Here is a 24,693-nt window from a genome sequence, read left to right as displayed (position 1 = left end):
GCCTCAGTCTCCTTGGGCGATGACGGCGGTGGGCTGCTTGCCCGCCCTGCCGTGGGAAGTGATGCCGCCGCAACGCAGCGGCATCGTCATGAAGAAATCCTGCATGCCGGCCGTGGCCACCCGCTCCCGGCATGGGAGTTGCTCTCCCCCGAACGGGGAGAGCTGGGCGGCGATCGACAGCGGCGTGGTGCGGCAGGTCATTGCTGGCTCAGCCTGCCTTGCCCACGGCGGTGGCATCACGCGCACCGGCCAGGCCGAAGAAGATGATGTAGGCGTAGCACAGCAGCGGCAGCACGAAGGAATGATGCAGGCCGATGTTGTCAGCCAGCACGCCTTGCAGGTACGGCACGATCGCGCCGCCGACGATGGCCATGATCAACAGGCTGGAACCCTTGTTGGTCAGCGGCCCAAGGCGCTCGATGCTCAACGCGAAGATGGTCGGGAACATGATCGAGTTGAACAGGCCGATGGCTACCACCGAGTACAACGCCACCTGGCCTTCGCTGCTCATCGTCACCACCAGCAACAGCACGTTGATGGTCGCGAACAGGGCCAGCAGGCGCCGCGGCGAGAACCCGGCCAGCAACGCCGAGCCGATGAAACGGCCAACCATCGCCATGGTCCAGTACAGCGACACATAGCGCGTGGCCTCCTGCTCGCTGAAGCCACCGATGTTCGGCATCGACAGGTAGTTCACCAGCACGCTGCCGACGGCCACTTCACCGCCGACGTAGAAGAAGATCGCCAACACGCCGAACAGCAGGTGGCGATGGCGCAGCGCATCGAGGTAGCCGTGCTTTTCGTTGTCGGCCTGCTCGCTGGTTTCGGCCAGCGCCGGCAGACGGAACAGGAACACGAACACCGCCAGCAGGAACAGGGCGATTGCCAGGCCGATGTACGGACCCTGCACGGCCTGCGCTTCCTGTGCGCGGTAGGCCAGCTGCTCGGCCGCCGGCAACGCGGCAAGCTGGTCGCTGCTGAGCACCGTATTGCTCAGGATCATCATGCCGCCCAGCAGCGGGGCGATCGCGGTGCCCGCCGAGTTCAGCGCCTGCGCCAGGGTCAAGCGACTGGAGGCGGTACGCTCCGGGCCAAGCAGGGCCACGTACGGATTGGCCGCCACCTGCAGCACGGTGATGCCGCTGGCCAGCACGAACAGGGCAGCCAGGAAGGCGCCATACACGCGCAGTTCGGCTGCCGGCCAGAAACCGAGCGCACCAATGCCGGCGATCACCAGCCCGGCGACGATGCCGCGCTTGTAGCCCAGCCGCGCCACCAGACGCCCGGCCGGCAATGACATCAGGAAGTACGCGCCGAAGAAGGTGAACTGCACCAGCATCGCCTGCGCGTAGCTCAGCTCGAACACCGCTTTGAGGTGCGGAATCAGGATGTCATTGAGGCAGGTCAGGAACCCCCACATGAAGAAGATGCTGGTGACCACCGTCAACGCCAACTTGGTGGTGACGACCGGGGTGGACGATGCGGACGATGGCGCGGGTGTAGACGATATCGACATGAGGGAACGCCTTGAGGATGGGGGTTGCGGAGAGCCGGCTCAGCCCGGCCGTGCCGTACTGCTTTCACGCACACGCAGTTGCACCGGCGCAACCACGCGCATCGGCGCCGCATCGGGGGTATCCAACCGTTGCAGCAGCAATGCCGCCGCCTGCCGGCCACGCTCGCGCGGGTCCGCAGTCAGCGTGGTAAGGGGAGGAACGGCAACCGCGGCTTCGGAAATGTCATCGAAGCCGGTGACCGCAAAATCAGTGCCCGGACGAATGCCGCGCGAGGTCAGGCCCAGCATCAGGCCGAGCGCGACGGTGTCGTTGTAGCAGACCGCAGCGCTGGGGCGCGCGTCGCCGACAAACAGTTCGCCGGTACGTGCAGCGGCTTCCAGCCGGTTCGGTGCCGATTCGATCAGCCATTCCGGGCGCACCTCCAGACCTGCTTCGGACAGTGCCTGCTGGTAACCGGCACGGCGCTGGTGGCACGAGCTGGAAGCGGCATGGCCACCGAAGAAGGCGATGTCGCGATGTCCACCTTCGATCAGATGACGCGTGGCCATATAGGCGCCGTGCTGGTTGTCCAGGGTCAGAAAGTCCCACTCGGCGCCGGGCAGTTCGCGGTTGAACAACAGCACGTTGGCATGCGCGCCCAACACCTGGCGCAGTGCCTGCGTATCGCTGCCTTCGGCTGGCGACAGGATGAAACCGGTCGGCGTGTGCTCCATCAACGTGGACAGCACCGCCTGCTGCCGCTCCGGTGATTCACCGGTGCTGCCCAGCAAGGTGACATAGCCCTTGCTGCCCAGCGCCTCATCCACGCCGGACGCGAACTCGGCGAAGAAGGGGTTGGACAGGTCGTTGATCACCAGCGCGATCGATGACGAGGTGCGCCGCCGCAGGTTGGCCGCAGTGCGGTTGTAGACGTAGCGCTGGCGACGCAATTCGGCTTCCACCTTGGCGCGCGTGTCGACATTGACCAGCGGGCTGCCGCGCAGCACCAGCGACACCGTCGCCCGCGACATCCCCACCGCCTGCGCGATATCGGTGACGGTGACTGCACGGTTGCCTGCCTTGCGGACGCCCTTGCCGGCGCCTGGGGTTTTCTCGTTCATCGTTTCCGCTGATCTGTCTGAATGGGCCAAGCCTAATGGATCACCGTGACGCGCTGGCGCGCCCGTTGCGGAACCATCACTCCTGGCCCCTTTGCCGCTCACTGCAATGCGCTGCCCGGCGTGGCGCAGTACGAAACCGGAAGATCGGCCGTCGTGGTGCCCCACCCTTGCTCCGGTACATCCTCGCCCAGCTGGAAATCCAACGTTCCACCGTTGCGCAGATGCTCCCAGTCCAGCCAAACCGCTGTGTGCGGCTTGCCGTCGAACCGGACGCCGTGAATGTACTGCAAGCGTTGCGCATCGGCACGCTGTGCCCTCAGCAGCAGTTTTTTTCCCTCGCCAAGTTTGATTTCAGCGCTGGAATACCGGGGTAAATGCAGCAGGAACTGTCCCGTACCCGGAACCGCCGGGTACAGCCCCAGCGCACTGAACAGGTACCACGCCGACATCGTGCCGAGATCGTCATTGCCGGTGACGCCATTGGGCGCATTGGTGAACAGCTGCTGCGCGGCACGCACCACGGTGCCGGTTTTCCACGGCTGGCCGATCAGCGTGTACATCCACGGTGCATGCAGGTCCGGTTCGTTGTTCGGGTTGTAGCGGTACTGGTTGTAGTAGCTGTACGGGCCCACCACCCATTCCTTGCGCGCGGCGGTGAGCGGCGACTTGACCAGTGCGTCATAGGCGAAGAACGCATCCAGCCTGCGGCCGGCCTGTTCGCGGCCGTGCATCGCCGCGACCAGGCCCGGCATGTCCTGCTGTGCCAGCCACTGGTACTGCCACGCGGTGCCTTCGTGGAAACCATGCTGCGAGCGCGGGCTGTAGTGACCATCGGCCGGCGTGTACCACTGGCCGCCTTCGGCACGCGGGCGCGGAAAACCACTGAAGCCGGTTTCGCTATCGCGCACATCCGCATCCCACACCTTGTGCCAGTTGCCGCCGCGCGCACGCAGCGTGGCTGCATCATCGGCGTGGCCCAGGCCATTGGCCATCTGCGCCAAAGCACAATCGGCCAGTGCGTATTCCAGCGTTGCTGAGCCGCCATGATGCGGATCGACATCCATGCCCTTGGACGGGAACGCACGGTCGTAGGCGACATAGCCGTTGGCCAGATACGAGACGTTGCCCGAACGGCCGGCATGGCGTGAGTTCATCGGCGGCATCGAGAATGCGTTGCGGCGCAGCGCATTCCACGCATCGGCCTCGCGCCCCTGCAATGCGCCAAAGCGCCACAGGTCCACCAGGAACGGCGTTACCGGGTCGCCGGTCATCACGTTGGTTTCGAAATTCGCATAGCCCCAGCGCGGCAACCAGCCGCCCTGCTGATCGATGGCCAGCAGACTGCGTCCGATATCACGCGCCACGTCCGGGCGGGTCATCGCCAGCCATTGGTTCTGGGTGCGGTAGGTGTCCCACAGCGAGAAGTACTCGTAGTAGGTCCAACCCTCGGCACGATGGATCGCATCGTCATAACCACGATAGCGACCATCGGCGTCGCTGCCGGTCATCGGTTGCAGCAGCGTGTGGTACAGCGCGGTGTACAGCACGGTGCGATCGTCCTTGCTCGCGCCCTGCACGCGCACCGCGTCCAGTTCCTCGCGCCAGGCCTGCTGTGCCAGCGCGCGCATGCGATCAAAGCCCAGCAGTGCCCCGCCCTGCATGCCATCGGCGCGCAGGTTGTTGCGTGCGCCTTCGGCGTCAACATGCGAGATCGCGCTGGTGGCGGTAACCGCACGGCCATCGGCAAGGTCAAAGCTCAACCACGCACCGTTGGGCTTGAGTTCGCCTTCCATGCTGTGCCGCGCATTGGGCAGGCCACCGGTTTCGCCCCAGGTGCCAAAGGCCTTGAACGGACGATCGAATTCAATGCGGAACCAGGTCGTGTACTGATGCCCGCCGCAGAAGCTCTTGGTCACCAGCTTGCCTTCCACCGCACGGTCGCCAACCACATCGACCACGCTGCCGATCACCGAATGACGCTCGTTGGCCTGGGCCACATTGACCAGCACATGGCCTTGGCCACTGCCCGCGCTGAACGTGTAACGCTCGCTGGCGGCACGCGTGCGTGCGGTGGTTTCCACGTCGATGCCACCGTAACTGGTCAGGCGCACCTTGTAGTAGCCGGCCTGGCCCACTTCACCGTCATGGCTGTAGGCCGAAGCGTAGTTCTTGTGATCGAAATGCTTGGCATTGCCGGTGTCGAAATCACCACCCGGACCGATGCTGCCAGTGACCGGCAGTACCGAGACCTGCCCGCCCTGCTCCCAGCAACCGGCGCCGGAGATGAACGAGTGGCCGAAGCCGCGGATCTTCTCGTCGTCGTAGCGCCAACCAGCGTAGTGGCTGCCGATGGGGCTGACCTGGATCAGCCCGAACGGTGCCGACGCGCCCGGGAACGTGTTGCCGTCATCCTTGCTGCCGATGAAGGTGTTGACTTCACGCTCCAGCCCGGCGGGCGCGGCCTGCAGCAGCGGCGCAAACGACAGCGCCAGCAGACAGGCCAGGCCAGCCAGCGGGCGGCGCGCGGGATGATGGACGATGGCGGACGGCATTCGGCTCATTGCTGGATCCTGTGGGTCGATGTCGGTACGGCGATAAGGGTGGCCCGGCCGAAGCCGGGCCGGTGATGCCCGGCCCACCCCTTGCGGGATGGGGGAGAGTTGCCGGGGATCAGGAAAACGTCGGATGCCAGGGCGCCGGACAGGCGGCACACACCGTGACCCGATCTCGGCGGACACAACGGTGGCGGGCGGTTCGGTGCACGGCTCGGGCTCCTGGCAGGCGGGACGAGAACAGAGAGCTGCAGCACTGCGCCAAGCCCCCTGCGACGATCCAAATGCACACCCCGGTGTATTTAGATCGATTTAAGTAAAACACGAGATTTTTCGCGATTGCATCCTGCGCCGCACCATAAGCGTCACTGGAGGCGCCACGTCCTCCCCGCTTTTCGGGCGGCGGAGCAACCTGTCAGCCGCTCCAGGCCCACGCACTTACGGGCTTTCCGGGGCGAGGAATCGGTTTCAGCAGCTTCCTCCGATCGCTGCGCCCTCCCGCAACGCCCGCCGTCATATTGCGTAGCAGCATGCGTCGGCGGCCTCCGTCGTGCTAAAAAATCCACGCCAGCCGTTTAGATCGATCCAAATTGCAGGATCGCGATTGCTCGGCAGCAAGATTGCAAACGGGTTTGGCAAACGCCCCACGACGGCGTAGGCGAAACACCGGCCTTCAGGGAAAATCGGCAACAAAAATTAGATCGATTCAAGTTTCGGTATCAGCCACATATTCAATCCAGGAGAGGGAGAGAGTGGAATGAAACAGATCACCCGCAAGCATGGCCGTGACACCTTGTCCGCCGCCATCGCCACCGCGCTGTTCGCCGTTGCGGCGACGCCCGGCGTGGCCTTCGCACAGCAGGCCGACAGCAACCAGAACCCCAGCGCCACCACGCTGGACAGCGTCAACGTCACCGGCTACCGCTACGCCATCGAAAAGAGCCTTGAGCAGAAGCGCGACGCCAACGCCGTGGTGGAAGTGATCACCGCCGAAGACGTCGGCAAGTTCCCCGACAAGAACGTGGCCGATGCGCTGCAGCGCGTGCCGGGCGTGATCATTACCCGCAGCGGTGGCGAAGGTAAGAACGTCAGCGTGCGCGGCCTTGCACCCGACCTCACCCTGACCCAATTGAACGGCAATTACGTCGCCAGCTCGGAAACCAACAACGAAGCCTCGCGCTCATTCAACTACACCCTGCTGCCGTCCAACATGTTGTCGGCCGCCGAGCTGTACAAGACGCCGGAAGCCCGCATCGAAGAAGGCGGCATCGGCGGCACCGTCATCCTGCGCACGCGTCGCCCGCTGGATCTGGAGGCCAATTCCGGCTTCGCCAGCATCGAAGGCACGTCATCGGACACCAGCAGCGGCATCGACCCGCAGGCATCGGCGATGTACTCCTGGCACAGCGAGGACGAACGCTTCGGCCTGCTGATCGGTGCCACCCAGCAGAACCGCCGCAGCCGCACCATGGAAGTCAGCACCGAGGACTGGCAGTGGTACAGCGATCGCCTGGATGCCAATGGCAACATCAGCCATGACTACGTCTGGAACGAAGCCGGCACCACCCGCAATCCGCCGGTCGATGTCCACGGCAGGCCGCTGAAGGACGCTTCCCAGTTCTGGGGCCGCTCCGGCATCTACGATCAGAACGGCGGCCATTACTCCGGCTTCTTCATGCCCACCTCGGTGAACTTCGCGGTGAAGGACGAGGAGCGCGAGCGCAGCGGCGGCCAGTTGACCTTCCAGTTCAAGCCGGTCGACAACGTCACCATGACCGCCAACTACTTCCGCTTCGAGCTGGAAGGCAACTACACGCAGAACATGCTGAAGGTTCCGGAATGGAACCTGGCGCGCGTGGCGGGCGACGGCAACTGGGAAGGCGGACGCCTGCTCAACGGCTTCACCATGGACCCCAGCGGCACCATCGTCACCGGCGCCGAGTACGAAAAGCTGGCGGGCAAAACCTACATCTGCAGCGAGGACGAGGCCAAGGCCGCCGGTCTGCCGGGCGGTGGCTGGGGCCCGGATGACTGCACCATCCCCACCCCGCAGCTGACCGGCACCTACAGCCGCGAGAAGGCACTGTCGCAGACCGCCGACCTGACCATCGACTGGGACATCAGCCCGCTGTGGAAGGCCAGCTTCGCCGGTGGACGCACCTGGTCCGAGGGCGGCCCGTCGATGAGCTTCCGCATGTCTGCCAAGCCACGTCGCAAGGTGGATGGCGTCTGGCAGAGCGGCAACCTCGCCGGCGGCTTCAACGCCAATGTATTCCCGGGCATCAACTACCCGGCGTACATCGACTATCTCAACAAGACCTACGGTGCAGCGCAGAGCCGTCGCGAGGACGACTTCGTCTACAACGTGGGCGAGAAGGTCTACAGCGGCTACTTCCAGGCCAACTTCCGCACCGAGCGCGTGCGCGGCAACATCGGCATCCGCGTGGCCCGCACCAAGCAGCACGCCGAGTCCAGCGATTCGGTGGAACGCTTCATAGACTACTGGGCTGACAACAGCGCCGGCACGCCGATGGCCTGCAACGATCCGGCCGCCGCAGCACTGTTGAACTCGGGCCAGGACTACAACTGCGAAAACGATCTGGTCCGCCTGCCCGACCGGCTTGCACGCGAGAAGTCCTACGAAATGGCCTCGCTGGACAAGACCTACACGGACATCCTGCCCAGCTTCAACATCGCTTGGGACATCACCGACGACCTGGTGCTGCGCGGTGCCGCTTCCAAGGTCATCGCACGCCCGAGCTACACCTCCATCGCCTACCCGGGTGGCCTGAGCTATTACAGCGAGGAATACAGCAACGACCGCCTGGTCACCGGCGGCACCACCAACCCGGGCTGGTACGGCTCAGGCAGCAACAAGGACCTGGATCCGTTTGAAGCCATCCAGTACGACCTGAGCCTGGAGTGGTACTTCAAGCCGGGCGCGGTTGCCGGTGTCGGCCTGTTCCGCAAGGACGTGAAGAACTTCACCATCGGCGTGGAACGCGACGTGACGATGAACGTCGGCGGACAGACGGTGACGGTGCAGAACTACCAGACCGATGCCAACGGCCGTGACGCGGTGTCACAGGGTGTCGAAGTGTACGGCCAGTACACCTTCGACTTCGGTCTGGGCGTCCAGGCCAACTACACCTACAACGACACCAACATGGCCTCGGTCGAGATCGACGGCGAGACCATCGGTGAATCACCGCTGGTTGGCAGCGCCAAGAACCAGGCCAACGTCACCGTGTTCTACGAGAACGCCCGTTTCCTGGCGCGCGCCTCGTACAACCGTCGCGGCGAAGTGGTGGGTGACCTCAACAACGGCTTCAACGCCTACAGCGAACCCTACGACCAGCTGGATCTCAACGCGGCCTTCAACATCCGCGAGGACCTGACGCTGAGCGCTTCGGTGCTGAACGCCACCAAGTCCGAACAGCGCATCCACCTGGGCAACGACACCAAGGCCCGCCTGCTGTCCAACAGCTACGCAGGTCGCCAGTTGTACATGGGCCTGACCTGGAAGTTCTAAGCCTCACCACCCCGCGCTGAGCGCGCGGGGCGCTCCTCCACGGCAGTCGCGCTGGTACCAGGCGGCTGCCGTTTCTTTTGCAGGAAGGGAAAGCAGGAAGAGCAGCCAACGCCAGCAAACCGCTTTGGCTTTGGCTTTGGCTTTGGCTTTGGCTTTGGCTTTGGCTTTGGCTTTGGACTTGGCTTTGGCTTTGGACTTGGCTTTGGCTTTGGACTTGGCTTTGGCTTTGGACTTGGCTTTGGACTTGGCTTTGGCTTTGGACTTGGCTTTGGACTTGGCTTTGGACTTGGCTTTGGACTTGGCTTTGGACTTGGACTTGGATTTGGATTTGGATTTGGATTTGGACTTGGATTTGGACTTGGATTTGGATTTGGATTTGGATTTGGATTTGGAATTTTCCTTCTCCCGCTCGCGGGGGAAGGTGCCCGGAGGGCGGATGGGGGTGCCCTTGCTGTTGCTCTTCAACCGAAGCCCCCAGCAGCACTACGTCCTCTCGGAAAGCAACGCTGAAAGCCGCCCTCACCCCACCCCCTCTCCCGCAAAAAAAGGGAGAGGGGCCTCAGGAAAAGCGCAAGGCCGCGCCACTCACGTCAGCGCCGTCATCACACCCTTCTGATACGCCGGCCGCGCCTTCAACCGCACATACCAGGCTTCCAGATGCGGCAGATCCGGGCGCTGGATCGGCATCTCGAACCACGCATAGGCAAACGCACCCAGTGGAATATCACCCATCGCGAACTGCCCGCCGGACAACCACGGTTGCCGTGCAAGCTCGGCGTCGGCCAGCTTCAACAACTCCCCACAACGCTGCAACGCAGCTGCGATGCGCACCTCATCGCGATCGGCCGGCGCGGTACGCACCACGCCCCAGAACAGATCGCGGAACGCCACCGCGAAACTGGAGATGGTCCAATCCATCCACTTCTCGCATTGCGCACGCGCGGCCACCTCCTCCGGATACAGGATGCCCAGCGCATAGCGCGCACTCAGGTAGCGCACGATGGCATTGGACTCCCACACCGGGAGACCGTTGTCCTCGATCACCGGCACCAGACCGTTGGGATTCATCGCCAGATACTCGGGCACCTGCGTACCGCCAAAGGCGCCACCTACTTCGATCGATTCATACGGCAAGCCAATTTCCTCGGCACACCACAGCACCTTGCGCACATTGCTGGAATTGCGCCGGCCCCAGATCTTCAACATCCATCTTCTCCGTTTGAAACGTCGCCGCTGATCCTGCATTGATGCAGACAGTTGCTTGGCCATCTTTCAGAACGCCATCCCCGCGCCGGCGGGGATCGCTCCTGCTCATGCATCTGCTTCAGCTCTGGATACATAAAAGGCAAAGGCCAGCGCGATGATCCGACACCCGACGATTGAAAACCCGCCTGCGCGGGAGCAACGACCTTGCACGTAACACCCACTGCATCCGTCACGCCTTCGCCGCAGCCTTCTTCGCAGTCTTCTTCGCGCCGCCCTTGCCTGGCATCGCACGCACTGTCGACAACTTCCCGATCTTCTTCACTTCGAACAGGCCAGTAGCCTTCATCAGGTCGCTCAACTTGCGATAACCATAGTTGCGCGAATCAAACGACGCCCGGTTGGCAATCTGGTTACCCACTGCGCTGAGCATCGCCCAGCCCTGTTCATCGGCCACCGCTTCCACCGCACCGCGCAGCAGATTGATCAGGCGCGCATCACCTCGCAGTTCGCTGCTGGAACGTGGCGTGATCGGCGCGGCAGCGGGCGGCGCAGCCATCCCGGTCACTTCGGTGGTGGCCGGTTGGGCATGCGTGGGCACCACCGCCGCCGGCTCGGGATTGGCTTCAGGCGCATCGGTTCGATCATTTCCCAACGCCTCCAGGTAAATGAACTTCGAGCAGGCATTGACGAAGGCCAGCGGCGTCTTCTGCTCGCCAAACCCGTACACCTTCAGGCCATCGGTCAGCAGCCGCATCACCAGCGGGGTGAAATCCGCATCGCTGGAGACGATGGCAAAACCGTCCAGATTCCGTGCATACAACAGGTCCATCGCATCGACCACCATCGCCATGTCCGAGGCGTTTTTCCCCTTGGAATAGGCAAACTGCTGGATCGGCCGGATCGCGAATTCGTGCAGCGTGTTTTCCCAGCCCTTCAAGCGTGGGTTCTTCCAGTCGCCGTAGGCACGGCGCACGTTGGCCACGCCGTACCCCGCTACTTCGACCAGGATTTCATCGATCTTCGATGACGGTGCGTTGTCGGCATCGATCAACAGGGCAATGCGCTTCTCTGGCTCGGACACGGGCGTACTCCATGACGAAAGGCTGAGCCAAGTATCTGCCATCTGGGGTTCAAGCCACGTCACATGCCATCATCGACAGCGCCCGTTCCTGCCATTGGCCGGTTCACCGGTCCCCAAGGAGAGTCCATGCCACACGGCCATGTCCCCCACCTGGTCATCGTCGGCGGCGGTTTCGCCGGCCTGTGGGCCACACGCGCCCTCGCCAGCGCCCGCCTGCGCATCACCCTGATCGATCGGCGCAATCATCACCTGTTCCAGCCGTTGCTTTACCAGGTCGCCACCGCCGGACTGTCATCGCCGGATATCGCCGCGCCGCTGCGCCACATTCTCGGCAAGCAGCGCAACGTGGACGTGCGCCTGGGCGAAGTGACCGCCATCGACAAGCGCAACCGCCAGGTCCTGCTCGGCGACGGCACCCACATGGAATACGACCTGCTGCTGGTCGCCAGCGGCGCCACCCATGCCTACTTCGGCCACGATGAGTGGGCCAAGGACGCACCCGGCCTCAAGACCCTCGACGATGCGCTGCTGCTGCGTCGCAAACTGCTGCTCGCCTTCGAACGCGCCGAAGCCGAACCGGACCCGCAGAAGAAAGCCGCCTGGCTGAGTTTCGCCGTGGTCGGTGGCGGCCCGACCGGCGTGGAACTGGCCGGCACACTGGCCGAAATCGCCCGGCACACGCTGAAGAACGAGTTCCGCCACATCAATCCGGCCTCGGCAAAGGTACGCCTGGTCGAAGCCGGGCCGCGGGTGCTGTCCTCGTTCCCGGAGGTGCTGTCACTCAAGGCGCGCCGGCAGCTGGAAAAACTCGGCGTGGAAGTACTCACCGGCACCGCCGTCACCCACATCGACGGCAACGGCTTCCAGCTAGGCGATACCCACATTCCCGCACGCACCGTGGTCTGGGCCGCGGGCGTGGCGGCATCACCACTGGCACGCACGCTGGAGGTGCCGCTGGACCGTGCCGGCCGCGTACAGGTGCAGCCGGACCTCAGCCTGCCCGGGCATCCGGAAGTCTTTGTCGCTGGCGACCTGGCCACGCTCACCCAGGACAACGGACGGCCGGTGCCCGGCGTGGCGCCAGCCGCCAAGCAGATGGGCAAGTACGTCGCCACGTTGATCCGCGCGCGCCTGGACAACAAGCCCGCACCGCCGCCCTTCCGTTACCGCGACCAGGGCAACCTGGCGACCATCGGCCGCATGGCCGCCATCGTGCACATGGGCAAGCTGCAACTGTCCGGGCTGCTGGCCTGGTGGTTCTGGCTGGCCGCCCACGTGTTCTTCCTGATCGGCTTCCGCAACCGGCTGGTGGTGCTGCTCAACTGGGCGGTGGCGTACTGGAGCTACCAACGCAGCGCGCGCATCATCCTGGGCAATCCCTACGACGACCGCAAACCCGGCCCTCCGTGAAACTCGGCCACGATGTTGGCGCGGAGCATGTTCCGACGTTGCAGCCCCTCCCCCGTATCACGGGGCAAGAAGGGCAGCTTGCCAACCACCGGGCCGCTGCCCATCGAACGCCCTTGCGTCAGCGCAAGGGCCGGAGCGCGGAGCGGGGTTGGTCCGTGGGCGCTTTGCAGTGACTCGATGCCGGGCATGGCTCGGCACTGCCGTCTTACTGGTCAGGCGCGAACTGCGCGAACACCTGCTGGCCGGTCAGCATCGGCGTCTGATTGGCCAGCGTGTAGAACGCCGGCTTCTCGTCGATGAAGATCTGGCTGGCCAGTTCGAACACATGGTCCTGGAACAGGCCAGCCGACACGTAGTACTCGCCGTCCGGCACCAGCCGGTAATAGAGCGTGCTTCCGCAGTTGCCACAGAACGCACGTTCGGCCCACTCCGAGGAGCGGAACGTCTTCAGCGTGTCGCCACTGAACCGCACCTTGTCATCGCAATGCACCGCGAAGAACGGCCCGCCCGTCCAGCGCCGGCACATGCCGCAATGACACAAGCCGATCTCGGAAGATTCATTGGCCACCACTTCGACCGAACCACACAGGCAGCTACCTTTCATCGTCGTCTCCGGGCAGGAATATCTGGCAGGAATTTACACCTAGTCGGGGATTGGGGAACGGGTAGAGCGCAGCCATGCTGCGCTGGGCCTTCCAGACATTGCCCTTGCCGAACACGGCTCGGCACTGCATGAAGCCAAAAACAAAGGCCCGGATTTCTCCGGGCCTTTGGTGTGCTGCAACTGCCTGCCGATCAGGCGGCGAACAGTGCTTTCATCTTCTTCAGTGCGTTCGCCTCGATCTGGCGGATGCGCTCGGCCGACACGCCGTACTCATCAGCCAGCTCCTGCAACGTCACCTTGCTGTCAGCATCCAGCCAACGGCGGGCGATGATGTCGCGCGAACGCTGATCCAGCTTGGACAGGCCTTCGCGCAGCAGGCTCAGCTGGTTGTCCTCGCTGTCCTCACGCTCGTAGGCCTGCGACGGATCTTCATCGCGCGCGACCAGGTAGGCAGCCGGCGACGGCGGTGCGTGATCGTCGTCCTCATCGGACGGCGCATCGAAGCCGATGTCGCGGCCGGACAGGCGCGATTCCATCTCCATCACTTCGCGCTCGGAGACATTCAGGTCCTTGGCGACCGCACTGACCTCAGCCGCGTTCATCCAGCCCAGACGGGTCTTGGACTTGCGCAGGTTGAAGAACAGTTTGCGCTGCGCCTTGGTCGTGGCGACCTTGACGATGCGCCAGTTCTTGAGAATGAACTCATGCATCTCGGCGCGGATCCAATGCACCGCGAAGGACACTAGGCGCACGCCCATGTCCGGATCGAAGCGCTTGACCGCCTTCATCAGGCCGATGTTGCCTTCCTGGATCAGATCACCCAGCTGCAGGCCGTAGCCGTTGTAGCCACGGGCCACGTGCACGACGAAACGCAGGTGCGAATGCACCAGCTCACGGGCCGCATCCAGATCCTGCTCTTCGCGGAAGCGACGTGCCAATTCCTGCTCGTCATCCACCGACAGCACCGGGATCTGGTGCACGGCACCGATATAGGCGTCCAGCGAGCCAAGCGCGCTGGGAATCGGGAGATTGTTTGCCACAAGGGCAGTAGAGGTATTGAGGCTCATAGTGTCCCAATCTTAGCAGTCAGAACTATTGGACTGACCAGTACAGAAAAAGTTCCAGCGTTTCGTTTCTGCAACAATCCCCACTCTGAAACATGAATGGGGAACGGCATTGCAGTCAATCGCCAGACCCCAACCATATCAAAGCCAGCCTAACCGCGATATGACACCGATCAAGCCGGTTCAGCCCCCGGCGAGCGTGTCCTACAGGGCCGCCGGCGGTGGCAGGCCCCAGTCGATCGGAGCCCGCCCACGGCGTTGCAGGTACTCGTTGGCCTGCGAGAAATGGCGGCAGCCCAGGAACCCGCGATGCGCCGACAGCGGCGAGGGATGCGGGGCCTTGAGCACGCGGTGGCGGCGGGTATCGATGACCTTGCCCTTCTGCTGGGCGTAGGCGCCCCACAACAGGAACACCAGGCCCTCACGCTCGCGGTTGAGTACATCCACCACGTGGTCGGTGAAGCCTTCCCAGCCACGGCCCTGATGCGCGCCGGCCTTGCCCTCTTCCACGGTCAGCACCGCGTTGAGCAGCAACACGCCCTGCCGTGCCCACGGCAGCAGGCAACCGTGGCTCGGCCGTGGAATGCCCAGGTCGGCTTCGATCTCCTTATAGATGTTGAGCAGCGACGGCGGCACCGGCACGCCCGGTGGCACCGAGAAACTCAGGCCATGCGCCTGGCCGTGGCCGTGGTACGGGTCCTGGCCGAGGATCACCACCTTGGTCTGCTCGAACGGCGTGGCGTCGAACGCGGCAAAAATCTGCGGGCCGGGCGGGAACACCTGCGCGCCGGCGGCCTTGCGCTGGCGCAGGAATGCCGACAACTCGCGCATCTCCGGGCGCAGCAGCCAGTCGCCGATATGGGCCTTCCAGCTGGGTTCGAGCTGGACCTGCGGCGCTTCGCTCGAACTCACAGCACCACGGCCGGCTGTGCCATGCGCGCCAGCCGCAGCTGGAACAGCACCTTGGTCACCAGCAGGCGTTCTTCGATGGGCTTCTGCACCAGGTCGTTGGCACCGGCCTGCAGCAGTGCGGACTGGTTGTGCGGGTTGCCATCGCCGGTCATCACCAGCACCGGCAGGCGGCGCTTGCCGTAACCGAAATCCACGCGGATGCGCTCGACCACGTCACGCCCGCTCAGCTCGCCTTTGAGCGTCACGTCGGTCAGCACCAGGTCCACCTCGCGGGTGGTGCGGCCCAGTGACTCGGCAGTGAGCAGGGAGAACGCATCTTCGGCGGTAAGCACGTGCACCACGTGCAGGTTGTGGCGTTCGAGCATGCGCTTGGTGGCTTCGGCCACCACGCGGCTGTCTTCCACGTACAGCACCGTGGCATCGCCCACCGGCTCGGGTTGCACGTAGCCACGGATGAACGCTGCCAGCGCCTCGTGGCCCAGCGACTTGTCGAAATAGTCGGTGACGTACTCGGTGAAGCGGCGCTGCTCCAGGTGCTGCTGCGCGTCGCCGGACACCACGATCACCGGCACATAGGCCTGGCCGGCGGTTTCGCGCACGCTGCGCGCCAGCGCCAGGCCATCACCATCGGGCAGCGCCAGCGAGGTGGTGACCAGATGCACCGGGCCGGTGGCCAGCGCCTCGCGGGCTTCGGCGATGCTGGCGCAACCGACCACTTCCACGTCGGGCAGTTCGCGCTTGAGCACGTCGCTGATCAGGCGTCGTACCAGTTTGGAACCATCGACCACCATCACTCGCGGTGCGTCGCTGATCAGGTGCTTGAGCTCTTGCGTGGACATGCCGGCCTCAGGTTTCAGTCGGGCGAGTCTGCCGGAGGAAATGGCCGGTCACCAGCCATGCCCCCAGCCAACCCAGAATGGTGGTGGCAACCAGCACCATTGAAGAATGGAGAAGATCCAGCCCGTGCAATACGAACGGGCTTCCGTAACTTTGCGACAACGTGGCCAGCGGCGGCCGCAGGGCCAGCCCGCAGATGCCGATCAGGCCCAGCGCCAGCGCACCGGCACCCAGCCCGTACCAGGCGCCCAGGTAAACGAACGGACGGCGGATGAAGCCATCGCTGGCACCCAGCAGCTGCAGTACGCCGATTTCCTCGCGACGCGCCTGGATATCAAGGCGCACGGTGTTGCCGACCACCAGCAAGGCGCCAAGGCCCAGCAAGACCGACAGCACCTGCACCAGCCGGGTACCGAACGCCAGCCAGCCATCCAGCCGTTGCCGCCACAGCGCGTCGTGCTGGACCAGATCGGCCTGCGGCAGCGCTTCAAGTGATTTGGCCAGCGCGGCATCGTTGCCGTCTGCCGGAGTGACGATCAGCAGTGTCGGCAGCGGATTCTCGCCCAGCGCATCAATCGCCTCGCCCAGCCCGGCGCTCTGGCGCAGTTCGGCCAGGCCCTCGTCCGGGGTGCGCACCACCACTTCGGCGACGTCGGCTCGTGCACGCAACGCGGTAACCACCGCCTGCGCGGCGACGGCATCAAGTTCGGGTTTCAGGAACAGGTTGATGTCGCGCGACTGCTGCACGCTGCCGGCGAAATGCTTGAGGTTGTCCAGCGCGATGGACAGGCCCAGCGGCAGTGCCAGCGCCAACGCCATCACCGCCACGGTCAGTGCGGTGGCCCACGGCTTGCGCAGCGCGCGACCGAGGCTGAAGACCACGCTGTGCAGATGATGGTTGAACCAGGTGCCCAGCCGCGACGGCGTGGCGGCTTCGGTATTGGCGGTTGTGCTCATCGGGTTGGCTTCACTCCGCCAGGTCGTTCGGCGAGATGTCATCGACCAGCTTGCCGTGGTCAAGGATCAACACGCGCTTGCGCATCTGCTTGATCAGCGCCAGGTCGTGGCTGACCACCAGCACGCTGGTGCCGCGCGCGGGCAGTTCGGCGAACAGCGCCATGATTTCCGCGGCCAGGGTGGGATCGAGGTTGCCGGTGGGTTCGTCGGCCACCAGCAGTTTGGGCTCGGCGACGATGGCGCGGGCGATGCCGACGCGTTGCTGTTCGCCGGCCGACAACTGCGTGGGCAGCGCTTTCTCGCGATGCCCCAGGCCCATGCGTTCGAGCACCGAGCGCACCCGCTTGCCGGTATCGGCGCGGCGGTCACCGCGCAGGATCAACGGCAACGCCACGTTCTCGCCGATGCTGCGGTCAACCAGCAGGCGGTGATCCTGATGGACCGCCCCCACCTGCCGACGATGCAGCGCCACCTGGCCACCACGCACCTTGAGCAGGTTGCGTTCGCCGAACACGACCGCGCCGCGGGTGGGACGTTCACTCAGGTGGATCAGCTTCAACAAGGTGCTCTTGCCGGCACCGGAGTGACCGGTGACGAAGATCATTTCGCCGGCGGTCACTTCAAAGCTGACATCTTCCAGCGCGAGATGGCCGCCGGAATACTGTTTGCTGACATTGTCAAAACGCAGGACGCTCATGGTCCCGATTATGCCGGAGCGCGGGGCTGGTGCGTGCAGTACCGAGCCATGCCCGGCATATGGCCGCACCGGGAGAGCACCAGCGGAGCATGGCTCCGCCCTACCGCTTCTGCCGGGTAGTGCCGGGCCATGCCCGGCACGTAGCCTCACCGGCAGAGCCCCGGCGGAGCACAGCTCCGCCCTGCCGGGGCCTGCCTGATCGCACTCAGCTGCCCGAAAGCATCCGGCGGATCTTGCGGCCCAGACGGGTCAGGAACGAGTCGTTGTCGTTCTGACGCATCGACTTGGCCTGCACCTGCACCGGCCCGTTGTTGTTGACCACGGCCGGTGCCGCTGCATCGGCGCCTTCGACCGGGCGGCCATGACGACGACGACGGCGCTTGCGCGGTGCGCGCTCGCCCTCGACCGCCGGGCTGCCTTCGGCCGACGGAGCCTTGCTGGTCTCCGGACGCGGCGGCTTGGGCGCAGCGACCTGCTCGCCTTCCACGCGCGGCTTGCGCTCACGACGCGGCTTGCCGTCGGCACCACGCTCGCCACTGCGGCCAGCGCCCGGCTTGCCGCCGGTGCGACCACCGCCACGACGGGCTTCATCGGCGGCCTTCTGCTCGCGTGCTTCGCGGAAGATCGCGCCCACGCTCTCGCCTTCCTCGTCCTCGCCACCTTCCACCGGCGCGCGCTCGGCACGCGGCAGCGAGGTCAGCAGTTCGCTGGTGACCGCTTCGACCGGGATCTTCTGCTCGATGTAGGCCTCGATGTCCGGCAGGCTCATCGCGTAGCGCTCGCAGGCGAAGCTGATCGCATCGCCCTCTTCGCCCAGACGCGCGGTACGACCGATGCGGTGCACGTAGTCTTCGGCGTCAAACGGCAGGTCGTAGTTGTAGACATACTTGATGCCGTCGATATGCAGGCCGCGTGCGGCCACATCGGTGGCAACCAGCACTTCCAGCTGGCCCTTCTGGAAGCGGTTGAGCAGGCTCTCGCGCTTCTTCTGCGGCACGTCGCCGGACAGCACGCCGACGCGGTAGCCGGCCTTTTCCAGCGAACGCGCCACGCGCTCGACGAACACCTTGGTGTTGACGAACACCATCGTGCGCGCACCTTCGCTGCGCGACAGCAGGCCCAGCAGCAGCGGCAGCTTTTCTTCATCGGCCGGGAAGTAGATGCGCTGGCGCACGCGGTCGGCGGTGACGTTCTCCGTCTCCACCACCAGCTTCTGCGGCTCGTTCATGTGTTCGTAGGCCAGCTCCAGCACGCGGTGGCTGAGGGTGGCACTGAACAGCAGCGTCTGCCGCGTGGTGCGCTCGGGCATGCGGCGCAGCAGGAAGCGGATGTCCTTGATGAAGCCCAGGTCGAACATGCGGTCGGCTTCGTCCAGCACGCAGATTTCGCAGGCGTGCAGCGAAACCACCTTGTGCTGCTTGACGTAGTCGATCAGGCGACCCGGGGTGGCGATGATCACGTCCACGCCCTGCTGCAGCAGTTCGCGCTGCTTGTCGTAATCCACGCCACCGTAGACCAGCGCGAAGCGCAGGCCGGTGTCGGAGGCGAACTTCATCGCGTCCTTGTGGATCTGGATGGCCAGCTCGCGGGTCGGCGCCAGGATCAGCGCGCGCGGGTCTTCCGGCTTGCGGTCGGCCAGCGCCGGGCGGGTCAGCAGTCGGTTGACCACCGCCACCAGGAACGCCAGCGTCTTGCCGGTGCCGGTCTGCGCCTGGCCGGCGACATCGCCACCAGGAAGCGCGACCGGCAAGGTCAACGCCTGGATCGGCGTACACCGGGTGAATCCGGCTCCTTCAAGGCCCGCCAACAGGATTGGCTGCAGTTCGAAGGAGGAAAACGTTACATCGGTCAGCGGTTTGTCGCTCATTGATTCAGTCTTTGTAGTGCCGGGCGGCCAGAGCGGCCGGGCGGCTTGCATCGTATCGGGCACCGTCGCACACTGCGGCCCCTGCGCCGGGTCGCGCGACGTTGGGCACTGTGCCCTTTTGTCCACGCAATGCCCCAGTTTACCGCAATGCGACCGCCAACCCGGCATGGGTGGTCGCATTGACCCAGGAGACTCACAAGTGAGCGATAAGGTTTTACACGTCGGCGATGCCGACTTCGACAGCACCGTTCTGCAGTCCAGCGAACCGGTCCTGGTGGACTTCTGGGCCGAATGGTGTGGTCCGTGCAAGATGATCGCGCCCGTGCTCGACGAATTGGCCGATGCCTATGACGGCAAGCTGAAGATCGTCAAGCTGAACGTGGACGACCACCGCGCCACCGCGGTGAAGTACCACGTGCGCTCGATCCCGATGCTGCTGCTGTTCAAGGATGGCCAGATCCAGGCCACCCAGATCGGCGCGGTCGGCAAGGGCCAGCTGAGCCAGATGATCGACAAGGCGCTGGCCTGATCCAGCCGGGCCCCGCGCCAGCGCCGGGGCCTCGCGGCGACAGCCACGGGCCGCCCATCTGGCGGCCCAACAAGGGTTTGCAGACACCTTGCACCCGCGCGCGGGGCGATGTTAGTGTCGCTACATCCGGCAGCTTCCGCCTGCCGCACCCTCCGGCCGGGTTCTCGACCGGATCATTCCCAACCAGTTCGCCGCCCGCCAGGGCGCTCGCACGTCTTAGCGAGAGGAATCAAGCACTTGTCCGAGAACACTCCTTCCGAAATCGGGAGCCCCGACGCGCCCGTCGAGAAGCGCGTGCGCAAGCCGCGCGTTGCCAAGGCCGCTGAAAGCACCGACAGCGTTTCCGCTGCTCCGGCCCAGCCCGCACTGCCGCTTCCCGCCGCTCCGTCGGCACCGACGCCCGCACCGGCACCTGCCGCTGAATCGGCACCGTCGGCTCCCGCCACCGCTGGTGGTGATGCTTCCGTTTCTTCTTCCAGTTCTTCCGGCGCCCAGGGCGGCCAGGAAGGCGGCGAAGGCGGCAACCAGCAGCGCCAGAACCCGCAGGGCCAGAACCAGGGCCAGCAGCAGGGCCAGGGCAACCGCCGCGACCGCTTCCGCAACCGCCGTGACCGCGACCGCAACAGCCGGTTCCGCGACGACAACGGCATGCCCAACGATGGCGCCAACGAAACCCACGTGCCGCGCTCGATGCCGAGCGTGCCGGAAGGTTTCCCGATCTATTCGCTCAGCGACCTGAAGCGGATGCCGGCACAGAAGCTGCTGGAGATCGCCGAGCAGCTGCAGATTTCCGAGGGCGTGGCCCGCGCCCGCAAGCAGGACGTGATCTTCGCGCTGCTGAAGGTGCTGACCCGCCACGGTGACGGCGTCGCCGCCGATGGCGTGCTGGAAATCCTGCCGGACGGCTTCGGCTTCCTGCGCGCGGCCGAGGCCAGCTACCTGGCCGGCCCGGACGACACCTACATCTCGCCCAGCCAGATCCGCCGCTTCAACCTGCGCACCGGCGACCACCTGTCCGGCCGCATCCGCTTCCCGAAGGACGGTGAGCGCTACTTCGCGCTGTCGATCGTGGACACCATCAACGGTGAGCCGATCGAAGCGTCGAAGAACAAGGTGCTGTTCGAGAACCTGACCCCGCTGTTCCCGCGCCGCCGCTTCACCCTGGAGCGTGGCAACGGTTCGTCCGAGGACATCACCGGCCGCATCCTCGATCTGATGGCGCCGCAGGGCAAGGGCCAGCGTTCGCTGATCGTCTCCCAGCCCAAGGCCGGCAAGACGATGATGATGCAGCAGGTGGCCACGGCCATCACCACCAACCATCCGGACGTGCACCTGATCGTGCTGCTGGTGGACGAGCGTCCGGAAGAAGTGACCGAAATGCAGCGCACCGTGCGCGGCGAAGTGGTCTCCTCGACCTTCGACGAGCCGGCCGCGCGCCACGTGCAGGTTGCCGAAATGGTGATCGAGCGCGCCAAGCGCCTGGTCGAGCACAAGAAGGACGTGGTGATCCTGCTCGATTCGATCACCCGCCTGGCCCGTGCCTACAACAACGTGGTGCCCAGCTCCGGCAAGGTGCTCACCGGTGGCGTGGACGCCAACGCCCTGCACCGTCCGAAGCGCTTCTTCGGTGCCGCGCGCAACGTGGAAGAAGGCGGCAGCCTGACCATCATCGCCACCGCGCTGGTCGATACCGGCTCGAAGATGGACGAGGTGATCTACGAAGAGTTCAAGGGCACCGGCAACAGCGAAGTGCATCTGAGCCGTCGTATTGCTGAAAAGCGCGTGTTCCCGGCCATCGACATCAACCGTTCCGGCACCCGCCGCGAAGACCTGCTGATCGAACCGGAACTGCTGCAGAAGATCTGGATCCTGCGCAAGCTGCTGCATCCGATGGATGAAATGGCTGCAATGGAATTCCTGCTCGACAAGATGAAGAACACCAAGTCCAACGACGAGTTCTTCGGTTCGATGAAGCGCTGATTCCTTCATTGGAATTGGTTGCAGCGAAAAGCCCCGCGCAAGCGGGGCTTTTTGTTTGCCGACGATGCCGTGGGAGCGGCACCGGGTGATCAGCTGCCCTGCAACGGCGTCAGCAGGCGCGGCCCCTTGTTGTTGTCAGCCATGTAGACGCTACCAGCGGCCAGGGTATCCGGTGCCGGGCCGGCTTCCTGCGAAGCGTCACGCCATGGTGCGCCGCCGCGCGGACCGGCGACGTAACTGCTCCAGCGACCATACGCCTCGCCACGCCCCGAACCACGCTCATCGCCCGTGCTGTACCTGACCGGCACTCGCACGTTCCAGTAAGGCTGTGCGGCGGCGTCCCCTTCGGTGGGAACAGGGAACGTCCATCGCTTCGCTGCTGCCACCGCATTGCTGGCCAGCACTTCGCGGAAGTGCCGCTGATCCGCCTCGCGGCTGAGGAAGGTCAGATTCACCTGCTCGGAGAACGCATCCTCGACCTTGCCGTCGCGACCGACCTTCACCAGCAGATGGACGTTGCCCGTCGCACCGGAACGGTAAGCCTGTTCCGGATAGCGCGGCGGCTTCATGTCGATGCTGGCCACGTCCTGCGGATCGGTCGAATCGTACTTCTGGAAACTCACGCCACGCAGGCCGATCTCGTAGTTGCTGCCATCCACCTTGCGCGCGACCACGCGCAGGCTCATCGGGGCCACTACCCGGACGGCACTGCCTGATGCGGTGACAGGCTCAAAGCGCCATTGCAGCGCGGCACCACGCACCAGTGTGACAACACTTTCCGGCAGCTCTTCCTCCTGATGGAAAACCAGCCCGGATACGCTGCCATCGGCCTCGATGTGCACATCCCCTGCACCAGCATCCTGCTTTCCACCTGCTCGCGAACCGCAGCCGCGCTGCCGCTGGAGTTCGCCGCTGATGCCAGCGCGGGCGTCATCAACAACAGTACGCCGGCAATGCCCAGTGCACCCAATCGCGCTTTCATGATCACATCCCTGAGATTGAATCCGGGCGATTCGATGACATCGGCAGTCACGCCACCCGCAAGGCACGCGGGTACGGCGGAGTGTCGGGGAACTCGCCGCGAGCGAAGCCCTGCTGCAGTCCCTGCCACCACGCCGGGTCGAACAGCTCCCCGTGTTTTTCCCGCACCAGCTCCAGCAATGGTCCCGGCAGGCCCATGAACAAGGCGAAGCGCTCCGGGAAGACGTCGTTGGACGCAACATGAAACCAAGGCTCGCTGGCCATGGCCTCCTCCTCGCTGCGCGGCTGCGGCCAGGCACGGAAGTTGCAGTCGGTGACCAGGCACAGCTCGTCGTAGTCGTAGAACACGGCCCGGCCATGTCGCGACACACCGAAGTTCTTCAGCAGCATGTCGCCCGGGAAGATGTTGTTGCAGGCCATGTCGCGGATGGCCTGCGCGTAGTCCAGCGCCGCCGCACGCGTTGCTTCGGCGCCCTGCTCTCGCAGGTACAGGTTCAGCGGGCGGAAGCGACGCTGCACGTAGCACAGTGAAATCACCACATCCTGATCTTCGATGCGCACGCTCTGGCTGCACTGGTTGATCAGCTCGTCCAGCAGCTCGGGCGAGAAGCGGCTCAACGGAAAGCGCAGATAACGATAGGGCTGCGCGTCGAGCAGGCGACCGATGCGATCCAGATTGAACACCAGCGCGTACTTCTCCTCCACGTCCTGCCGGCTCATGGTCTTGGGCCACGCAAAGCGATCGCGGATCAGCTTGAACACCAGTGGGTAGCTCGGCAGCGTGAACACCGTCATCACCATGCCCGGCGTGCCTTCGGCGTGCACCAGCCGCTCGTTCTCGTGCTGCTGGAAGTGGGTGAAGAAGGTGCGGTAGCGCTCGGTCTTGCCCTGCTTGGCACGACCGAGCACCGTGTAGATCTCGTCCACCGGCTTGCCCGGCAGGATGCTGCGCAGGAACACCACCGCATCGCCCACGGTCGGCAGGTCGGCCTGGAAATAGCTGCGCGACACGCCGAACAGATGTGCCACGTCGCGACGCCGGCTCAACACTGCCTCCACGCGGATGCCATCGCCTTCATTGACCAATGCGATCACGCATGGCGAAAAGCGGTGCTCACCGAACACGCGTCCGGCCAGGTAAGCGCGACGCTCGCGATAGAACACGGTCTGCAGCAGTTCGATCGCGCGCACCGGGTACGCCCCCCAATGCGCAAGATCATCCTGCAGGCGTACTGCAATGGCCGCGGCGCAGCGCAGCTGGTGCCGATACGGCACATCGAAAGCAAAATCGGCCAGCAGGCGCGAGAACGCATCGGCCGGGCGTGATTCGGATACCGCATAGACATGCCGTGCGACCGGATGGGTGATGGCGTCGGACGGTTCGATGTCCAGCGCCATGAACTCGATGCTGTCGTCCACGCCATGCGTGCGGAACAGGCGCCGGGTGAGCGTGTTGTAGAACGTCTTGTACAACTCACCATCGATGCGGCCGGATATCAGCACATCGAACCGCGCCTTTGCCGCTTGCCACAAGGCATGCGTGGGAGCCACGCCGGCGAGCCGCTGCTCGAGCTGCGTGCGGCACTGGCTGACACACACGTCGTAAAGTTCGATGCGCTCCACGGCATCGGTCTTCGCCCCTGCCCAGTCACGCATCTGGAAGCGATCACGCGCGCGCCGGCTGAGGGTGGCGAAATCCTGGTGGTACTGCTCGAAGCCCTGTGCAATGCACCGGGCGATGTCTTCGGCCAGGGCGAGTTCGGCTGCCGTCGCATTCATTGGTGCGGCTCCGATGCGCGCACCGGATGCGCGGCCAGCAGGGGGGAGTTCGATTGCATGCACGAAGCTGCCGTTGAGTTGGCATGAC

General features: G+C 64.6%; 20 protein-coding genes. 4 read left to right on the top strand and 16 right to left on the bottom strand.

Going from position 1 to position 24,693, the window contains the following annotated elements; all coding sequences use genetic code 11:
* Positions 1–3: 3 nt before the first annotated feature.
* From LR961_RS02520 to LR961_RS02505, 4 genes are all read right to left on the bottom strand, one after another.
* A complete protein-coding gene (locus LR961_RS02520; RefSeq protein ID WP_232146851.1) occupies positions 4–201 on the bottom strand; it encodes a hypothetical protein in 198 nt (65 codons plus the stop codon).
* 7 nt (positions 202–208) lie between these two features.
* A complete protein-coding gene (fucP, locus tag LR961_RS02515) occupies positions 209–1,516 on the bottom strand; it encodes an L-fucose:H+ symporter permease (RefSeq protein ID WP_232146850.1) in 1,308 nt (435 codons plus the stop codon).
* 39 nt (positions 1,517–1,555) lie between these two features.
* The gene (locus LR961_RS02510) at positions 1,556–2,617 is read right to left on the bottom strand and encodes a LacI family DNA-binding transcriptional regulator (protein WP_232146849.1); all 1,062 of its coding nucleotides are present in this window, start codon (positions 2,615–2,617) and stop codon (positions 1,556–1,558) included.
* A gap of 98 nt (positions 2,618–2,715) precedes the next feature.
* Entirely contained in the window at positions 2,716–5,178 is a 2,463-nt protein-coding gene (locus LR961_RS02505; protein WP_232146848.1) for a GH92 family glycosyl hydrolase, read from the bottom strand.
* Between the two features lie 748 nt (positions 5,179–5,926).
* Between LR961_RS02505 and LR961_RS02500 the strand changes: the two genes are divergently transcribed.
* Positions 5,927–8,701: a TonB-dependent receptor gene (locus LR961_RS02500; protein ID WP_232146847.1), complete on the top strand. Its 2,775-nt coding sequence runs from the start codon at positions 5,927–5,929 to the stop codon at positions 8,699–8,701.
* A gap of 3 nt (positions 8,702–8,704) precedes the next feature.
* Here LR961_RS02500 and LR961_RS02495 read toward each other — a convergent pair whose 3' ends face one another.
* The 3 genes from LR961_RS02495 to LR961_RS02485 all read right to left on the bottom strand — a co-directional run bounded on the left by LR961_RS02495 (position 8,705) and on the right by LR961_RS02485 (position 10,988).
* Positions 8,705–9,166, bottom strand: a complete 462-nt coding sequence (locus tag LR961_RS02495) for a hypothetical protein (protein ID WP_232146846.1) — start codon at positions 9,164–9,166, stop codon at positions 8,705–8,707.
* A 120-nt stretch (positions 9,167–9,286) separates the two neighbouring features.
* Positions 9,287–9,907: a glutathione S-transferase gene (locus LR961_RS02490; protein WP_232146845.1), complete on the bottom strand. Its 621-nt coding sequence runs from the start codon at positions 9,905–9,907 to the stop codon at positions 9,287–9,289.
* A 229-nt stretch (positions 9,908–10,136) separates the two neighbouring features.
* Entirely contained in the window at positions 10,137–10,988 is an 852-nt protein-coding gene (locus LR961_RS02485) for an NYN domain-containing protein (RefSeq protein ID WP_232146844.1), read from the bottom strand.
* Positions 10,989–11,114: 126 nt separating this feature from the next.
* Here LR961_RS02485 and LR961_RS02480 point away from each other — a divergent pair, with 126 nt between their 5' ends.
* Positions 11,115–12,398 (top strand): NAD(P)/FAD-dependent oxidoreductase, encoded by a 1,284-nt coding sequence (locus LR961_RS02480; RefSeq protein ID WP_232146843.1) that lies wholly within the window; start codon positions 11,115–11,117, stop codon positions 12,396–12,398.
* A 205-nt stretch (positions 12,399–12,603) separates the two neighbouring features.
* Here LR961_RS02480 and LR961_RS02475 read toward each other — a convergent pair whose 3' ends face one another.
* From LR961_RS02475 to rhlB, 7 genes are all read right to left on the bottom strand, one after another.
* A complete protein-coding gene (locus LR961_RS02475) occupies positions 12,604–13,002 on the bottom strand; it encodes a GFA family protein (protein ID WP_232146842.1) in 399 nt (132 codons plus the stop codon).
* 191 nt (positions 13,003–13,193) lie between these two features.
* Positions 13,194–14,069: an RNA polymerase sigma factor RpoH gene (gene rpoH / locus LR961_RS02470; protein WP_232146841.1), complete on the bottom strand. Its 876-nt coding sequence runs from the start codon at positions 14,067–14,069 to the stop codon at positions 13,194–13,196.
* A 201-nt stretch (positions 14,070–14,270) separates the two neighbouring features.
* The gene (ung, locus tag LR961_RS02465; RefSeq protein WP_232146840.1) at positions 14,271–14,978 is read right to left on the bottom strand and encodes a uracil-DNA glycosylase; all 708 of its coding nucleotides are present in this window, start codon (positions 14,976–14,978) and stop codon (positions 14,271–14,273) included.
* On the bottom strand, positions 14,975–15,817 hold the full coding sequence (locus tag LR961_RS02460) for a response regulator (protein ID WP_232146839.1): 843 nt from the start codon (positions 15,815–15,817) through the stop codon (positions 14,975–14,977). The genes ung and LR961_RS02460 overlap by 4 nt, the downstream gene beginning before the upstream one ends.
* A 7-nt stretch (positions 15,818–15,824) precedes the next feature.
* On the bottom strand, positions 15,825–16,772 hold the full coding sequence (gene ftsX, locus LR961_RS02455) for a permease-like cell division protein FtsX (protein ID WP_232146838.1): 948 nt from the start codon (positions 16,770–16,772) through the stop codon (positions 15,825–15,827).
* Between the two features lie 10 nt (positions 16,773–16,782).
* Positions 16,783–17,469 carry a cell division ATP-binding protein FtsE gene (ftsE, locus tag LR961_RS02450; RefSeq protein WP_232146837.1) on the bottom strand — a complete coding sequence of 229 codons (687 nt, stop codon included), beginning with the start codon at positions 17,467–17,469 and terminating at the stop codon, positions 16,783–16,785.
* A 205-nt stretch (positions 17,470–17,674) separates the two neighbouring features.
* Positions 17,675–19,336 carry an ATP-dependent RNA helicase RhlB gene (rhlB, locus tag LR961_RS02445; RefSeq protein WP_232146836.1) on the bottom strand — a complete coding sequence of 554 codons (1,662 nt, stop codon included), beginning with the start codon at positions 19,334–19,336 and terminating at the stop codon, positions 17,675–17,677.
* Between the two features lie 199 nt (positions 19,337–19,535).
* On the opposite strand from rhlB, the gene trxA reads away from it, so the two are divergent.
* A complete protein-coding gene (trxA, locus tag LR961_RS02440; RefSeq protein ID WP_232146835.1) occupies positions 19,536–19,865 on the top strand; it encodes a thioredoxin TrxA in 330 nt (109 codons plus the stop codon).
* 237 nt (positions 19,866–20,102) lie between these two features.
* Entirely contained in the window at positions 20,103–21,845 is a 1,743-nt protein-coding gene (gene rho, locus LR961_RS02435) for a transcription termination factor Rho (RefSeq protein ID WP_232146834.1), read from the top strand.
* Between the two features lie 89 nt (positions 21,846–21,934).
* On the opposite strand, the gene LR961_RS02430 is transcribed toward rho, so the two are convergent.
* Together LR961_RS02430 and aceK are read right to left on the bottom strand one after the other, a co-directional pair.
* Entirely contained in the window at positions 21,935–22,687 is a 753-nt protein-coding gene (locus LR961_RS02430; RefSeq protein WP_232146833.1) for an energy transducer TonB, read from the bottom strand.
* A 187-nt stretch (positions 22,688–22,874) separates the two neighbouring features.
* Positions 22,875–24,605: a bifunctional isocitrate dehydrogenase kinase/phosphatase gene (aceK, locus tag LR961_RS02425; RefSeq protein WP_232146832.1), complete on the bottom strand. Its 1,731-nt coding sequence runs from the start codon at positions 24,603–24,605 to the stop codon at positions 22,875–22,877.
* Positions 24,606–24,693 lie beyond the last annotated feature (88 nt).

It is taken from the genome of Stenotrophomonas sp. SY1 (assembly GCF_021202945.1).
GTDB lineage: Bacteria > Pseudomonadota > Gammaproteobacteria > Xanthomonadales > Xanthomonadaceae > Stenotrophomonas.
Note: the sequence above shows the minus strand (reverse complement) of the source record. Positions and strands in the feature narration are given on the sequence as shown.

Coding starts and splice junctions, on each gene's coding strand:
- ftsX (WP_232146838.1), bottom strand. CDS start 16,772: ATGAGCACAACCGCCAATACCGAAGCCGCCACGCCGTCGCGGCTGGGC.
- LR961_RS02510 (WP_232146849.1), bottom strand. CDS start 2,617: ATGAACGAGAAAACCCCAGGCGCCGGCAAGGGCGTCCGCAAGGCAGGC.
- LR961_RS02480 (WP_232146843.1), top strand. CDS start 11,115: ATGCCACACGGCCATGTCCCCCACCTGGTCATCGTCGGCGGCGGTTTC.
- LR961_RS02505 (WP_232146848.1), bottom strand. CDS start 5,178: ATGAGCCGAATGCCGTCCGCCATCGTCCATCATCCCGCGCGCCGCCCG.
- fucP (WP_232146850.1), bottom strand. CDS start 1,516: ATGTCGATATCGTCTACACCCGCGCCATCGTCCGCATCGTCCACCCCG.
- LR961_RS02500 (WP_232146847.1), top strand. CDS start 5,927: ATGAAACAGATCACCCGCAAGCATGGCCGTGACACCTTGTCCGCCGCC.
- rpoH (WP_232146841.1), bottom strand. CDS start 14,069: ATGAGCCTCAATACCTCTACTGCCCTTGTGGCAAACAATCTCCCGATT.
- LR961_RS02460 (WP_232146839.1), bottom strand. CDS start 15,817: ATGTCCACGCAAGAGCTCAAGCACCTGATCAGCGACGCACCGCGAGTG.
- LR961_RS02520 (WP_232146851.1), bottom strand. CDS start 201: ATGACCTGCCGCACCACGCCGCTGTCGATCGCCGCCCAGCTCTCCCCG.
- rhlB (WP_232146836.1), bottom strand. CDS start 19,336: ATGAGCGACAAACCGCTGACCGATGTAACGTTTTCCTCCTTCGAACTG.
- LR961_RS02475 (WP_232146842.1), bottom strand. CDS start 13,002: ATGAAAGGTAGCTGCCTGTGTGGTTCGGTCGAAGTGGTGGCCAATGAA.
- LR961_RS02490 (WP_232146845.1), bottom strand. CDS start 9,907: ATGTTGAAGATCTGGGGCCGGCGCAATTCCAGCAATGTGCGCAAGGTG.
- ftsE (WP_232146837.1), bottom strand. CDS start 17,469: ATGAGCGTCCTGCGTTTTGACAATGTCAGCAAACAGTATTCCGGCGGC.
- aceK (WP_232146832.1), bottom strand. CDS start 24,605: ATGAATGCGACGGCAGCCGAACTCGCCCTGGCCGAAGACATCGCCCGG.